This is a genomic window from Paenibacillus sp. P13VS (genome assembly GCF_015143645.1).
In the GTDB taxonomy this organism is placed as follows: Bacteria; Bacillota; Bacilli; order Paenibacillales; family Paenibacillaceae; genus Paenibacillus; species Paenibacillus xylanilyticus_A.
The window spans coordinates 67247-83600 of sequence record NZ_WYEV01000013.1 but is presented as its reverse complement, the minus strand read 5'-3'; the positions used below and the strand labels follow the sequence as shown (position 1 = coordinate 83600).

General features: G+C 47.5%; 12 protein-coding genes. All 12 read left to right on the top strand.

Annotation, left to right across the window (positions count from 1 at the left end):
* Positions 1 to 88 precede the first annotated feature (88 nt).
* The 12 genes from GUA98_RS30070 to GUA98_RS24890 all read left to right on the top strand — a co-directional run bounded on the left by GUA98_RS30070 (position 89) and on the right by GUA98_RS24890 (position 16232).
* Positions 89 to 2521, top strand: coding sequence for an alpha/beta fold hydrolase (locus GUA98_RS30070; RefSeq protein ID WP_193724743.1), 2433 nt, complete (start codon positions 89 to 91; stop codon positions 2519 to 2521).
* A 282-nt stretch (positions 2522 to 2803) separates the two neighbouring features.
* A complete protein-coding gene (locus GUA98_RS24940; RefSeq protein WP_193724742.1) occupies positions 2804 to 4396 on the top strand; it encodes an MFS transporter in 1593 nt (530 codons plus the stop codon).
* A 258-nt stretch (positions 4397 to 4654) separates the two neighbouring features.
* Positions 4655 to 5689 carry an LCP family protein gene (locus tag GUA98_RS24935; RefSeq protein ID WP_127537600.1) on the top strand — a complete coding sequence of 345 codons (1035 nt, stop codon included), beginning with the start codon at positions 4655 to 4657 and terminating at the stop codon, positions 5687 to 5689.
* A 175-nt stretch (positions 5690 to 5864) separates the two neighbouring features.
* Positions 5865 to 6290, top strand: a complete 426-nt coding sequence (locus GUA98_RS24930; RefSeq protein WP_153980486.1) for a CBS domain-containing protein — start codon at positions 5865 to 5867, stop codon at positions 6288 to 6290.
* 183 nt (positions 6291 to 6473) lie between these two features.
* Positions 6474 to 6776, top strand: coding sequence for a MazG-like family protein (locus tag GUA98_RS24925; RefSeq protein WP_095290575.1), 303 nt, complete (start codon positions 6474 to 6476; stop codon positions 6774 to 6776).
* A 5-nt stretch (positions 6777 to 6781) separates the two neighbouring features.
* Complete coding sequence (locus tag GUA98_RS24920; protein WP_127537598.1) at positions 6782 to 7693, top strand: DUF2232 domain-containing protein; 912 nt, start codon at positions 6782 to 6784, stop codon at positions 7691 to 7693.
* An 11-nt stretch (positions 7694 to 7704) separates the two neighbouring features.
* Complete coding sequence (locus tag GUA98_RS24915; RefSeq protein WP_127537597.1) at positions 7705 to 9693, top strand: DHH family phosphoesterase; 1989 nt, start codon at positions 7705 to 7707, stop codon at positions 9691 to 9693.
* Entirely contained in the window at positions 9690 to 10133 is a 444-nt protein-coding gene (rplI, locus tag GUA98_RS24910) for a 50S ribosomal protein L9 (RefSeq protein ID WP_095290578.1), read from the top strand. Before GUA98_RS24915 ends, rplI begins: the two co-directional genes overlap by 4 nt.
* Before the next feature lies 1 nt (position 10134).
* Entirely contained in the window at positions 10135 to 11496 is a 1362-nt protein-coding gene (dnaB, locus tag GUA98_RS24905; RefSeq protein ID WP_095290580.1) for a replicative DNA helicase, read from the top strand.
* 440 nt (positions 11497 to 11936) lie between these two features.
* Positions 11937 to 13223 (top strand): adenylosuccinate synthase, encoded by a 1287-nt coding sequence (locus GUA98_RS24900; RefSeq protein ID WP_193724741.1) that lies wholly within the window; start codon positions 11937 to 11939, stop codon positions 13221 to 13223.
* A gap of 172 nt (positions 13224 to 13395) precedes the next feature.
* A complete protein-coding gene (locus GUA98_RS24895; protein WP_193724740.1) occupies positions 13396 to 14157 on the top strand; it encodes a hypothetical protein in 762 nt (253 codons plus the stop codon).
* Between the two features lie 542 nt (positions 14158 to 14699).
* Entirely contained in the window at positions 14700 to 16232 is a 1533-nt protein-coding gene (locus GUA98_RS24890) for a peptidoglycan DD-metalloendopeptidase family protein (protein ID WP_154894422.1), read from the top strand.
* Positions 16233 to 16354 lie beyond the last annotated feature (122 nt).

Sequence of the window (16354 nt, the reverse complement as noted above, 5' to 3'; positions counted from 1 at the left end):
TAACTGTAAACTTATGGATGATCATGGTAAAATGATTAACGAATAATTCCAAATTATTCTGTATTTCACTTATAAGGGGGATTTAATATTGAACGCAATTAGCAAAAAGGTATATGCTGTAACGCTAACCATGGCCATGTCCATTGCTCTGATTCAGCCTGCTGTTCTGGCAGCCGAAGCAAGCAAGCCTACAGCAGCCGTTTCTGAAGCCATAACTTCGAAGGCAGCACAGACGCTCCAGCAGCTGGGATACATAGATGGTACAACAGATGGCATGCAACAAACACAGACACCAATAACGCGTGCTCAAGCAGCAATCATTCTACAACGTGTACTTAAGCTCGACACACCTGCTTCTCTTACAGGCTTCGCTGATGTTCTGGCTCAAGACGAAGCCGCACCGGCCATCTATGCTTTGAAGCAAAGTGGCCTCATTCAGGGACAAGCCAAAGGTTATGCACCGGATGCACCACTCACACGGGCACAGATGGCCTCATTATTTACCCGTGCATTTGAATTGAAGGATAATGGAATACAGGTCGTATACAGTGATATGAAACAAATTCCCGCTGTACATGCCGAGGATGCGATTCGCCTCAAGCAGCATTTTATTATTGAAGGTAGTGCTTTTAATGCCAAGGGTACAGTGACTCATGGTGAATTTGCTGAAGCTTTGTATCTGGCACTGGGGCTTGATGTAGCAGCTGAGGGACTTACCCCATTAGAGGATTTCTTCAAGCAGCCAGCTCAGGCTGGATTCCAGATGTCGCCGGACGGCAAACATATGGCCTATCTGGAACCATGGAATAACCGCATGAACGTTGTGGTTAAGGAAACTGGAGGCTCAGGCAAGCCGACCCGGATTACGAGTGAGACCGATCGCAGTATTGCTGCCTTTGTATGGGCTACTGATGACAAATTGCTCTATGTGAAGGATGAAGCCGGAGACGAGAATTATCATATTTATGTTACGGATATGGATGGGAAGAACAGCAAGGATCTTACCCCATATCCCAATACAAGAGCCATGTTGGTTGATCCGCTGGAGAGCATTCCAGATGAAATTCTGGTGGGCATGAACAAACGTGATCCTCGGATCTTTGATGTATACCGCATCAACATTAAGACAGGCGAAGCTGTGCTTGCTGCCGAGAATCCAGGTAATATCTCTGGCTGGTTAACAGACCACGAAGGTAAGATTCGTGTAGCCGTTTCCAGTGATGGCAACGTATCCTCGTTAATGTATCGAGATTCGGAGGATAAACCGTTTGAGCCATTGCTAACCACAGAGCTGGGAGAGACGTTTGTTCCACTGATGTTCACCTATGACAACAAAAATATCTATGTTGCGTCCAACCTGGATCGGGATAAAACAGCTATCGTGGAATTTAGCCCGAGCACCAAGAAGGTAACTAAAACCATTTATGAAAACAAAGATGTGGATGTAACCAGCTTCATACCTTCGAAAGAGAAGGGGACAATTCTTGCAGCAGTTTATGAGACAGACAAGGTAAACTATGAATTCTTCGATGACGAGTTCAAAAAATTAATGCAGGATCTTCAAGCCAAAGTGCCCGGCAAGGAAGTTAGCATTTCCAACATGAGCGAAGAAGGTCAGGTCCTGTTCGCTGCTTATAGTGACAAGTCGATGGGCACCTATTATTTCTACGACTCGAAGACAGGCAAGCTGGATAAACTGGCTGATGCTGCACCATGGATTGATGAGAGCAAAATGTCGGACATGAAACCTGTGACCTATACGTCACGTGATGGTTTAACCCTTCATGGCTTTCTGACACTCCCTAACGGGGCGGAAGCTTCCGGGCTACCACTCGTTGTTGTCCCGCACGGCGGTCCATGGGCACGTGACTCATGGGGCTTCAGTCCGGAAGTCCAGTTCCTTGCCAGCCGCGGCTATGCTGTACTGCAGGTGAACTTCCGTGGCTCTACCGGGTATGGCAAAGCGTTTCTGGATGCAGGAAACAAAGAGTGGGGCAAAGCGATGCAGAACGATCTTACGGATGGTGTAAACTGGCTGGTGAAAGAAGGAACAGTTGATCCAGAACGAGTAGCCATCTATGGTGGATCTTATGGAGGTTACGCAGCGCTAGCCGGACTGGCGTTCACACCGGACGTGTATGCAGCCGGCATCAGCTATGTGGGACCTTCCAATCTGTTCACCCTGCTGGATTCCCTTCCACCCTATTGGGAGTCTGAGCGGAATATGTTCTATGAGCGCATGGGTGATCCGGTGAAAGACAAGGAGCTGCTGACTGCAGCCTCACCTTTGTTCCATATCGATCAGATGAAGGCGCCGCTATTTGTCGTACAAGGTGCGAATGATCCGCGGGTTAAACAGGCAGAGTCTGATCAGATCGTGGAAGCACTGCGCAAACGTGGAGTGGATGTACCATACATGTTAAAAGCGAATGAAGGCCATGGTTTCGCCAATGTCGAGAATCAGCTTGATCTGTATCGAGCCATTGAGAAATTCCTCAATCGTCACCTGATGCAGGAATAGTGTACATTCGAGTTATCTGTTTCTCTAAAATAAGAAGCCATAGGTTATCTTCATAAGTCAGCGAGCTGTCCCTCAGATTAGATTCAAACATAATCTGGGGGCAGCTTTTTTTATTAAAAAGCATGCTATTAACACTGTAAATCCATATTAATGAATTGACATATAAAATCCTTTTGTTTTAAAATGACCAGTGAGTCATTAATGTTCTGTTTTGTTTAATATATATGTAGCATCCCGGCATAAGGCTGGGTCATTGTGATCTGATCGGGGAGGTAAGAAAAGATGCAAAAACAAATGAAATGGCCGCTCATTTTATTTGCGATAGGGGTATTCATGGCTGCACTCGATAATGGTATTATCACGTCATCGTTGACGACGCTAAATGCTTCGTTTGGAGTATCTCCGACGTGGGGAGCATGGACAATTACCCTCTATACGCTTGGTCTTGCGGTAAGTGTACCGATTGCGGGGAAGCTGTCGGACCGTTATGGCCGCAAAAAGCTGTTTTTAATTGAAGTCGCGTTGTTCGGAATAGGATCATTGCTTGTCGCACTGAGTCCTTCATTTACCTTCTTCCTGGTTGCGCGTGTCATTCAGGCGCTGGGCGGTGGCGGGATCTTCATCATTGCCAGTTCGTATGTGCTGAGCAAGTTTCCTGCTGAACGTCAGGGTACAGCCTTGGGCCTGCTTGGAGGCATGAATGGTGTTGCTGCGATTCTGGGGCCGAACATTGGTGCTTTTATTTTGGATATTACGGGAAACTGGCACTGGTTATTCCTCATTAATGTACCGATCGCCATTCTCTTGTTTATCGCGGGCATTCGATTCATCCATGAAGAACAGGAGTTGAACCGTGCTGCTGTGGACTGGAGTGGTATTGCTGTTCTCACACTCGGGGTACTGAGTTTAATGTACAGCTTCAGTAATCTGGACGGTGTCAATATGCTGCAGAGCCTAGGCTCGCCAATGTTCTATGGTTTCTTCCTGGCAGGTGTGGTCATTCTGGTGCTCTTTTACTTTTTGGAAAAAAGGCTGGAAGGCTCGCAACGTGAACCTGTCGTATCAACTCAGCTTCTTGGCATATCGTCCTTTCGGTGGACGCTGCTGATTGCCTTTTTCTCGGGAGCCATTCTGGCATCCGTGATCTTCATTCCAGGCTTCGTAGAGCAATATCTGGGTGTATCCAGTACAGCTTCAGGTTATTGGTTTACCCCGCTTGCCTTGGCATCAGGAATTGGCGCAGGTGGTGGGGGTTACCTGGTTGACCGCAAAGGACCAATTTGGACCTTATCCGTCGCCGGTTTGCTGTCTGCCATTGGATTCTTGCTGTTCCCGCTATGGGTAGAGCATATCTGGCAGTTCGTTATTGCGAGTGTACTTGTGGGGATCGGTTTCGGCATGATGCTGGGAGCGCCGGTAAACGTGCTCGTCACGGAACAGGCTGGTGAGAACAACAAGGGCATTGCCGTAGCAACCAGTTCCTTGTTCCGCCAGATGGCGATGGCTATTGCGCCTACCATCTTTGCAGGATTTCTCGCCCGTTCGTTCTCCAACCTGGGCTCCAATATTCAGTCAGGTCTCGCGGATCAGGGGATTCAGGTTCCTCAAGAGGTACTTCAACAGTATGCCTCAGGAGCAGGCGGAGCATCGGGTAGCGATGTGACGAGTCTGACGGAAGGGTTGTCCCAAATTCCCGACCCGGGTATTCGGGATGTGCTGCTCCAAGCCGTTCACCAAACGACCGGTCAAGGTTACAACGGGCTGTTCTGGTCTGCCGTTATCTTCAGTGTGCTGACCCTGGCCGCTGCCCTGATCACTGGACGTTTGCGTTCACGAGAGAAAAACAAACGTTTGGATACAGTATCCACCAATTGACCTTCTAGAATAGATATACGTATAATTTGAAGAGAACAGCCTTACCTTTGAACGAGCCAAAAAGGAAGTGCTGTTCTTTTCAATTTAACCGTATTGTAACTTTTCGCCCTGTAGCAATGTTTAAAATAGAACGAGCGTGAGCGTTGTTCCTGTCCGAGATAGAGAAAAGTTCAGAGAGCACCGTGTCATAAGCAGTTTCAGACGTTTAATGATAGGTAGTATCGAATTTCATTTTGACAGTGAAGAAGGAATCGATGAATGAAAAGCAGAACTAAAGAAAAGAAGAAGAAAAGAAGAAAAGGCATATATATTACTCTCGTGTCGCTCGTTGTTTTGTTGATTGGCGGATATTTGTTTCGCCAGCAGCTCGCTGTAGCTGCCTTTGATCTGTTTCTGGCAGGCTCTGTAGAGGGCCAATTGTCCAAATCGTATGTTCCGCAGGAGGGCAATAAAACGCCTGACCCGACCGTCTATCGCAAAGAGCCGTTTTCAGTGCTGCTGCTTGGTTCTGACAAACGTGCTTACGAGAAAACGCGTGGTCGCTCCGATACGGTCATTTATGCCGTGGTCAGACCGAAAGAATCACGTGTATTGCTCGTATCCATCCCCCGTGATACTTATGTACAGATTGTTGGACGTGATGCCAACAAGGATGGCGTAGATGATTACGACAAGCTTGCGCATGCTTACGCTTTCGGAGGAGAGAATATGTCCATCAATACGGTGGAGAAGTTTCTGGATGCGGATGTAGGCTACTATGCAACGATCAATTTTGACGGAATCAAAAAGGTTGTGGATGCGCTTGGTGGGGTGAAGCTGCCGATTGAAGAGGATATTGTGAACAAGGACCCGAATCACGTACAATTCACGATTGAAGGCGGCAAACCGATCTATGATGGTCAGGAAGCCCTTTATTATGTAAGATACCGCGAGGATAGTGATTTTAATCGTACCAAACGGCAGCAGATCTTTCTGAACGCCATGGCGAACGAAATGCTGAGTTTGAATCAGATTACGAAAATTCCGGAATTGATTCAGATTATGGGAGAGAACTTCCAGACTGACATGCAGCCATCATTTATTACCGATCTGGCCAAACAGGTCATGACCCAGGATAAACCGCAAATCTCGAGCTTCACCATTCTCGGTGAAGGGATGCGCAAAGACGGTATCTATTATGGTCAGGCGGATGAGAAGGATGTCCAATATGCCAAAGAGCTGATTAACAACTGGATGGATGAATCGACCCCAGCCGGTGAAGTCATGGTTCCAGACCGGCAAGCGATCGACTAATGAATTCCATACAGACCATGTGTATGACAACAATCAGCAGTACGTTAATGAGCGGGCTGCTGATTTTTTTTCATTGGAGGCAATTTCAACCTTTTGGAACATCTTGCGTTTTGATTCGTATAATATAAGTTGAGGCGTAACTTGAAGTAGAAATACAAGGAGGATACGTAAGGGTATGAACATCGCATTTTTTTTGCTGCCTAAGCAAGAGGTTACCTGTGTAACGTCGGATTCTACTCTGCGGCAAACGTTGGAACGAATGGAATATCACCGGTTTACGGCGGTACCCATTTTGAATAAGGAAGGCAAATATATAGGCACAGTCACCGAAGGTGATCTGTTGTGGTATATGAAAAACGCTGAGGGAAAGATCACATTTGAAAACGCTTCAAAATTTCTGCTCAAAGATGTACCTCTTCGCCTCGATATTAAGCCAGTATCCATTGATGCCAATATGGAAGACCTGATCAATCTAGCCAAGGTACAGAACTTTGTGCCTGTAGTTGATGATATGGAACGTTTTATTGGTATTGTACGGCGCAGTCAGATTATTGAATACTGTGAAGGCATTGTCTCCAAAGAGTCCATGAAAGCCAAGTAAGGAATAGTAAATGAAATGAAGCTTCAGTGAACGCGGATAATCAGAGCCTCTCAGTATCATGTTAAGCATTAGGGAGCATAAGAAGAGCGGGCATTTTACTGCCATGGGGGATGATTTTGTGGACCCCCTTTTTATGCTATAATGGAGAATAAAGCTTTTTCGGGGAGAGTGACTTTCGCCAATATGCCTAAAGAACTGGATGTAGCCAAACGCGCTAAAGTGATTGAATGGCTGAAAACCGAAGTACTTGACCAGGTTTCCCGATTGTTCAAAGCGTTATGGGAAGGCAGTACCTCCCGCATCGGGGACAGTCTCGCCAGTCTGATGATGAGTAGTTACATATTGGGCCGCAGGCTCGGTATTCCTTTCAAGGATCTGGATGCACTGTTAATTGAGAAATTGAGAAAGCACAAATCGGAAGGTCACCAGCTTGAAGACTGGTACCAGGATATATCCGCGCTAGAAGATCATATGCGTAAGAGGTGAATTTGTTGAAATTTAGCTTGAAGTCAGCCGTCTGGAGCGCAGTATACCTGCTCTTGCTGCTTTCGCTGTTAACTCCTTTATCGGTTCTCGCCATATTTTTCATGATGGTACCCGGAGTTATTTTGTATGCTTCCTTATCTGTGAAATCATTTATATGGCACCTTGTTCCGGTAGCGGTCATATTAGTCCTGTTTCATCCGATCTATCTATTACTGCTGCTGCTGTTCACCCTGCCTGCGATCATTATGGGTAATGCCTATAAGAAAAGGAAATCGGCCTTGTTCGCATTATTGGCGGGAACCGGAGCCATGCTGGCAGAATACCTGCTGCTGTTGCTGATTGGAAGTGTCATCTTCCAATTCGATCTGTCGAGTTATATTGATGATGTAGTGAGACTTACCATTGAACCACTAACGAATACGTCTAATCAAATGGTAAATGGCTTTGCGTGGACACCTGAAATGACTCAGGATGTCGCAAGGCAGACACAGCTCATGATTCCGTTCGCTTTGGTTGTGACATCCATGGTGATGTCGCTCATCACACACGTGATTGCTCGTCCTATTTTGAATGTGATGGGTGTATCCGTATCGAAGCTGCCACCAGCGCGCGAATGGCGTATGCCTCGTGCACTGATCTGGTATTACTTCCTGGCACTGCTCTTCGAGGTCATCTCCAGACAGAGCGATGGGACATACTGGACCATGATTGCGATGAACTTGTCGCCTTTGATTAATCTGGGCTTCATGATTCAAGCCATCGGTTTCTTCTTCTTCCTGGCACATGCGAAGAAGTGGAACCCGGTTATACCGTATTTGCTGGCGGTTGCGGTCTTCTTCATTGGGCCGCTTCGGATTATCGGGATTATCGATCTGGCGTTCCCGCTTCGCGAGGCAATATCGAGACCAAAACGTTAGGGTGATGAGTCATGCCTAAATTTCTGAAGAAACGCTGGCACGGCTACTATACCGTATGGGCGTTCATACTGCTGCTTCTGCTTGTTATGTTCGTGACCATCTATAACTGGGCGCTTGGTTTGATTAGTCTGATACTGGCTTCAGCGCTGGGAATCGTCATGATTAAGGCGGAGATGGCGTTCCGCCGCGAGCTTAACGACTACATTAACGGCCTGTCCATTCGCATTAAACGAATGGAGGGCGAAGCAATCAGCATGCTCCCATTCGGGATCGTGCTGTACAGCGAGGATCGTACGGTAGAGTGGCACAACCGTTTCGTTGGGGAGATGTTTCAGGAAAAGACGATGGTGGGCAATCCACTGCTTAACCTTTTCCCGAAGCTGCCTCAGCCGAAAGAAAAAAAGGATGGAACCAAAGAACCGGCCAAGGAACTTCATGATGAGTTCCAGTTGGATGACCGGTTCTATGGCGTTATTCATAATCCGCAGGAGCGGTATGTATATGTTTACGAGATCACGGAGCTTGCCATTCTGCGCGATAAATATGAGAATGAACGCATTGCACTGGGGATTCTGGTATTGGATAACCTGGATGAGGCAGCACAAGGGATGGACGATCAGCAGCGTACTGCGCTTATTGCGCGGGTAACAAGCGAGATTACTTCCTGGGCGAAGAGATATGAAGTTTACTTACGCCGCCTCTCTTCTGACCGCTATCTGATGATGCTGAATCATAAATCGCTGCAGGAGCTTGAACAGAGCCGTTTCGTCATCCTGGATGAAGTGCGAGAGATGACGGCAGATCTTAAAGTTCCGATGACACTTAGTATCGGACTTGCATTTGGTTCGGACACGATCAGTGAGATGGGTGAACTGGCACAGTCCAGTTTGGATATGGCACTTGGACGCGGCGGGGATCAGGCTGCTGTGAAGTCCGGACAACGCCTGTCCTTCTACGGTGGAAAATCCAATGCTGTGGAGAAACGTACACGGGTCAGAGCCCGGGTAATTGCCCATGCCTTGCGTGATTTGATGCAGGAGAGCGATCGAGTGCTGATCATGGGTCACAAGATGCCCGACATGGATGCAATCGGAGCTTCAATTGGCGTGTGGAAGGCAGCAAGCTTATACAATGTAGAAGCAAGAATCGTCCTGGATGGCATCAACCCATCCATTGAACGATTAATGGAGCAGGTGAACAAGGATGAGAAATTGTCCAAAGCCTTCGTCTCACCTGAACAAGCGACACAAATGATGACGGAGCATACGTTGCTCGTGGTGGTAGATACCCATAAGGCATCGATGACGATGGAACCGAAGCTTGTGCAATCGGCCAATCGCGTCGTGGTGGTGGATCACCATCGCCGCGGAGAGGAATTTATTAACGATGCGGTATTAATCTATCTGGAGCCATATGCTTCTTCGGCTGCGGAGCTTGTGACGGAGCTCCTGCAATATATTCATGACAAGGTACAATTTACTCCGCTTGAAGCAACGGCCCTGCTGGCCGGGATTACGCTGGATACGAAGCATTTTGCACTGCATACAGGTTCGAGGACCTTCGAAGCCGCAGGTTTCCTGCGCCGCAGTGGTGCAGACACCATTATGATCCAGCGTCTCATGAAAGAGGATTTGTCAGAATATATTGCTAAGGCAGAAATCATAAAGCATGCTAAAATGGTATACGGGAATATTGCGCTGGCGGTCACGGATCCTGGCAGCAAGATTTCACAGATGATGATTGCCCAGGTGGCAGACACATTGCTGAATATGACGGATGTGGTCGCTTCATTTGTTATTAGTGAGCGTCCGGATGGACTGATTGGCATCAGTGCAAGGTCACTAGGCCGCATGAATGTTCAGGTCGTCATGGAAAGACTTGGCGGTGGCGGACATTTGACGAATGCTGCCGTGCAATTGGAAGGAACGCTTGGAGAGGCAGAAAAACGGCTGATGAACGTACTGGCTGAAATCGAAAAGGAAGAGGGGCTGTTCGAATGAAAGTCATTTTTATAAAAGATGTTAAAGGTCAGGGGAAAAAAGGACAAGTGAAGGAAGTATCCGAGGGATACGCACAGAATTTCCTTCTGCCAAGGGGAATGGCGCGCTTGGCTACAGACGGTAACATGAAGACATTGGATAACCAGAATGCAGCTGAGGAAAGACGCAAGCAGGAAGAGAAAGCAGAAGCGGAAGTACTCGGCAAAAAGCTGGAAGCAGAAGTCACTGAGCTGAAAGCAAAATCCGGCGAAGGCGGCCGATTGTTCGGTGCAATTACAAGCAAACAGATCGCTGAAGCTCTGGCAGCAAAAGGTCTGAAAGTCGACAAACGCAAAATTGAGCTGGACGAGCCTATTCGCACACTCGGCGTAACGCAAGTAACCGTCAAGGTTCACCCTGAAGTGAAAGCTACCTTGAAGGTACAGGTAACGGAGGAGTAAGATGGGCGGCGAAATGTTATTCGACCGGATTCCCCCACAGAACCTGGAAGCCGAACAGGCTGTGCTGGGTGCAATCCTGTTGCAGGGCGAGGCCCTGATTACAGCGATGGAACGGGTGCAAACCGAGGATTTCTATGATAAGCCCCATCAATTGATATTTGAAGCGATGATTCAGCTTGGAGAGGAAAATCAACCGATTGACCTTGTCACGCTGACTTCGCGTCTGAAGGATAAAGGCGAGCTGGAGGACATTGGCGGCGTTAGCTATCTAGCGAAGCTGGCTCATGGTGTGCCTACGGCTGCCAACGTGGATTACTACGCGCAGATTATTGAAGAAAAATCGATGCTGCGGCGCTTGATCCGTACAGCTACGCAGATTGTTAGCGAAGGCTATACGGGCGGTGAAGACGTTGCTGCGATGCTCGGTGAAGCAGAGCGGCGCATTTTGGAGATTTCCAACCGTCGCTCCAGCAGCGGTTTTATCGCCATTCAGGATGTACTGATGGAAGTGTTCGACAAAGTCGAGACGCTGCATCAGAATCGGGGAACCACAACGGGAATTCCGTCTGGATTTATCGATCTCGACAAAATGACTGCCGGATTTCAGCGTAGTGACTTGATTATTGTAGCTGCGCGTCCTTCGGTAGGTAAGACAGCCTTTGCCTTGAATATCGCTCAGAATGTTGGCATTCGGGCGCAAGAGACAGTAGCCATCTTCAGTCTGGAGATGTCAGCCGCACAGCTGGTACAGCGTATGATCTGTGCGGAAGCCAATCTAGATGCAGGGGTTCTTCGTACTGGTGAATTCAAAGGCGACGAGGACTGGCAAAAGCTGACGATGGGGATCGCTGCATTAAACGAAGCAGAGATCTATATCGATGATACGCCAGGGATTACGGTAGCCGATATTCGTGCGAAATGCCGTCGTCTCAAAAAGGAAAAAGGTCTTGGCATGATTCTGATCGACTACCTTCAGCTGATCAGCGGCCGCGGTAAAGCGGGCGAGAACCGTCAACAGGAAGTATCGGAGATCTCGCGTACACTGAAACAGATTGGGCGGGAACTTGAAGTACCTGTTATTGCCTTGTCCCAGCTGAGCCGGGGTGTTGAGCAGCGTCAGGATAAACGTCCGATGATGAGTGACTTGCGGGAATCGGGTTCGATCGAGCAAGATGCCGATATCGTAGCCTTCCTGTACCGGGATGACTACTATAACCAGGAGACCGAGAAGAAAAATATTATCGAGATTATTATCGCCAAGCAGCGTAATGGTCCGGTAGGTACGGTTGAGCTGGTATTCCTCAAAAACTTCAATAAGTTCGTTAACTATGAGCGGGCTCATAATGATGCCTTTGCCATGTAGAAGATAGTTAATATATGTTTTGCTAGTTTATAGAGAAGATTTGGTACTCATCAACTACTAGTTAATACGGACTTATAAATTGATTTTAAATACGATATGTAGGGCCTTAATCTATCGTGCAAATAAACCGGAGTTAGCCGTCAAGCTAGTTTTGACACGCTGCCCCGGTTTTTTGCGTTGGATTATGAGGTTAATTCCGAACATTAGAGTAATGCGATTACCAATTGTTCGCCATTTCATTTGACTTTGAAAAAGGGGACTGGTACACTAGAATTGCTGCGTTAAAGCAGCGAAAACCTTCCTTGATATGTAACACGAGGGAGATTTTCACTGTCCGTTAGCACGCTTCTCCGCCGGTATTTTCACTTCGAATTCCTGCCGAGATAGAGGACGGACAGACCAATACAAAGGTGCGCAAGGCACCCACGGAGGTATGTACGATGTCAACGGTAGTTGTAGTGGGAACGCAATGGGGAGACGAAGGTAAAGGTAAGATTACGGATTATTTGGCTGAAAGCGCAGACGTGGTCGCTCGTTACCAAGGTGGTAACAACGCAGGACACACGATTCTGATCGACAACAAAAAATATAAACTGACGATGATTCCATCGGGCATTTTCTACACGGATAAAGCTTGTGTCATTGGTAACGGCATGGTTATCAACCCGAAGGCACTTATTGAAGAAATTAACTATATTCATGATAATGATTTTACGACCAAAAAGCTGTTCATCAGCGAACGCGCACATATCATCCTGCCATACCACATGGTTCTGGATGCACTGGAAGAAGAGAGCAAAGGTCCAAACAAGATTGGTACAACCGGTAAAGGGATTGGTCCAGCTTACATGGATAAATCAGCTCGGATCGGTATTCGGATGGTTGACCTGCTTGATGCGGAAGAGTTCGAACTGAAATTGCGTCATCTGGTAAAAGAGAAGAACCGTGTGATCGAGCAAGTCTATGGCGGTGAGCCAGTAGATGTAGAAGAAATTCTGAAAGATTATCTGGGATATGCAGAAATTCTGCGTCCTTACGTTCGTGATACATCCGTTGTGCTCAACGATTCCATTGATGAGAACAAAAAAGTATTGTTTGAAGGTGCACAAGGTGTAATGTTGGACCTTGACCAAGGAACGTATCCTTACGTAACTTCTTCCAACCCTTCTGCAGGTGGTGTATGTATCGGTTCAGGCGTGGGTCCTGCTCGCATTCAACAGGTCATCGGAGTAGCTAAAGCCTACACCACACGTGTAGGAGATGGTCCATTCCCTACGGAGCTGCACGATGCAGTTGGTGATCAGATCCGTGAGACTGGACATGAGTATGGTACCGTAACCGGACGTCCGCGTCGTGTGGGCTGGTTCGACAGTGTTGTCGTGCGTCATGCTCGTCGTGTCAGCGGCATTACAGGACTGTCCCTGAACTCTCTCGATGTGATGACAGGTCTTGAAACGGTGAAAATCTGCACAGGATACAAATACCGTGGAGAGATCATCACACACTACCCAGCTAGCCTGAAAATGCTGGCTGAATGTGAAGCAGTATACGAAGAGATGCCAGGCTGGAGCGAGGATATTACGGGAGCGAAGAAACTCGAAGATCTGCCTGTGAACACACAGAACTATGTGAAACGTGTTTCCGAGCTGACAGGGATTCCAATCGCAATCTTCTCCGTAGGTCGTAACCGTGAGCAAACGAATCAAGTTCTTCCAATCTACGTATAATTTAAGTTGAATCATAGACCCCAGTTATCGCCTCATAAGCGATGACTGGGGTTTTTCGCGTATCTCCTGATATAATCCCGAGATTTCCGTCAATACTGAATAACAGTAGAATCACAGACCTGATGTGCTGACTGCCACAGACAGGTTGGATAATTGGAGGAGGAGAACAGGGATGAAGTTGCTTCAATGGTTTGCCAAGATCGTACTTACCGTCATGCTGGTTAGCTCATTGACCTTACTGACAACCGGATTAATTGTACAGTCGTATGTGAAATCGCTGCTGGCGAGTTTTAATATTGAGTGGGAAGGTCAACCGCTGGGGTTAACATCCATGTTCCAGGGGGCACTCGGTGGTAAGGCGAGTGAGGAGAACAAACCGGGGGCAGGAACAACGGATCAGCCGACTGGTGCTGAAGAGGAACAAGTTCCAGAGGACGCCATATCGGTCATGGGGAATGGAACAGAACAATCTGAGACAGGCACTGACAATGGTTCTGGCAATACAGGGAGTGGGTCAGATAAGTCCGACCAGACGGCTTCAGCCGAGGGAGGCGCGAGCAGTAACGGTGACACAGGCAGCAAAGGCTCAGACCCTAATAAGGCTCCAGAAGGTGCTGCGGGAAGTGGAAACGGGACAGCAGCTGGCAATGGTACGGCTGGAGCCTCTGGTCATTCTGCTGGTTCAGGTAATGATGATATTGTGGTATCACCAGATGATATTACGGGAACCAAGGACAAGCTGCCTCTGGAGGAAAAAGAGAAGATCTTCAGTCTGCTGATGGCAAAGCTACCCCAAAATGAAATGCAGCAGATCTCGGGCGCGATGGAAGATGGCCTGACTGAACAGGAATTACGTGATATTGAACAGGTGATATCGAAATATCTGACGAGTGAGGAATACGATAATCTTATGGAAGTGCTTCAGGCTGAATAAGTCATGGTTTACAAATACACATGATGTGTATGCAGCTTGGCGTATTTATAGATTCAGGACAGGAATTCACACTTCAAGCCCTGAGAGCAACCGAGAAATATAGTAGGATAGCATATTCAATTCATATAACCATCCCTTGTCTGAGGTCCTCTGGCGAGGGATTTTTTGATTGTGTTTTTATGAAAATAATGTCGCATTATTGTGGGTCTTAGAACCTAGTCTTAAAACTAGACCGAAACTACATAGTATACCTGAACATGAGGCATAATGGGTAAGAATATTCGCCTTCCATGTTATGGATAATACAGGAAAACCAAGCGGGGCGCGGCTTTGGGCTGTGACGCATAGAGTTGAAATGAGTGTAAAACCTGTGTTAAAGTATACGGGTGTGATTAAAGGTTAAAATTTTGACACTTTTATGAGCGCAGCTAAAGTCCTGATTTGCGGACACCCAGAACCAAATATCGACAAACTTGAGACAGACACGGATGGGTGTGTCTTGACAGAAATGCGAACTGAGAAGTGCTGAAAAGGAGAGAATCATGAAAGGTTTCAGAGGCATACGCCAACCGGGCAAAAACCGGGTACACGAACAATCCGGAGAACACCGGACGGCCGAAGACAAAAACAACATGAGCATGTCCAACTTCAGTGTAAATAAAAAGCGCGTCCTGGCCTCGCGTAAATGGATCATTACTGCAGCATGCGGAGTGTTCATCGCTGCATCGGTTGGATTCGCAGGCAAGCAATACGTTGCTGCAAACACCGTTCCATACTACAAGGTCATGGTAAAAGGGAATGAGATTGGCAGCATCGCAGATGAAGCGCAATTACAGAAACTTTTTGCAGACAAAACCGAGGAATACCAAAATAAATATCCTGACGCGGAAATGGTGCTGAACACAGATGGCATCACGACCGAAACGGTAAAAGCGTACAAACCTGAAGTGAACAGCGAAGAAACGCTGGACAAGCTGGATGATATGCTGACAGCATATGCCAAAGGCGTGGAACTCAAAGTGGATGGCGAAGTAATCGGCATTGTGAAGGATCAGGCAACAGCAGATGCCATTCTGGAACAAGTGCAGAGCAAATACATATCGGCATCGGCTGTGCGCAGTTCGCTCAAGACGAAGTCGGTATCGGCTAACTCGTCAAGTAAAGCGGAAGGGCCAAGTACAACACTGAAATCCGTGGACATCAAGGAAGATGTAGCGACAGAGTCAGTGAAGGCTGATCCGAACAAAATATGGGATGTGTCCGAGGCGGTTAAAGCATTAACCGTTGGTAAAGATGCGCCTGTAACCTATGTGGTGCGTGAAGGAGATACGATCTCTTCCATCGCGGCCAAGTATGAGATTACGCAAAGCGAGATTCGCAAGAACAATCCAGGCATCAAGGAAACGTCACTGCAGATCGGGGACGAGCTTACGCTGACGGTGCCTAAACCGGCAGTTACGGTGAAGTCGGTTGAGCAGGTCGTGGAGCAAATTGAAATCAAACCACAGGTTGAAGTACGCAAAAGTGCTGAGCTAAAAGCTGGCACAACCAAAGTGGTACGCCCTGGACAAAGCGGATTAAAAAGCATGCAGTACCGTGTAACCAAGGAAAATGGTGAGGTCATCAAGGAAGAATGGCTGGGCCAGGAAGTTATCAAGGCAGCGGTTACTGAAGTAGTGCTGAGTGGAACCAAAGTGGTTGGTGAGGGTACAGGTGAATTTGCTTGGCCTGTCTCCAACGCAACGATGAGCAGCAGCTTCGGACAACGCTGGGGTCGTCAGCATAAAGGTGTTGATCTGGTAGGTAACCGGGATGTGAAATCAGCCGATGAAGGCGTGGTTACTTTTGCAGGACAGAAGAGTGGGTATGGCAATGTCATTATCATTAACCATCGTAACGGATATGAAACACTGTATGGCCACCTGGACAGCATTGGCGTCAAGGTTGGACAAGTGATTGAAAAAGGGGAGAGCATCGGCGTTATGGGCAACACGGGTCGTTCGACCGGAACGCATTTGCATTTTGAGATTATCAAGAACGGAACGCCAGAAAATCCGATGACGTATCTTAACTAAGGGAAAGAAATCAGAAGCAAGGTTGGCTGAAATGCCGGCCTTGTTTTTTCATGCTGTAAAATATTTTCAATTTGTAGCATTTGGATCGTTGCATCAGGATGTGACTGTCCTTCAGGTATGTT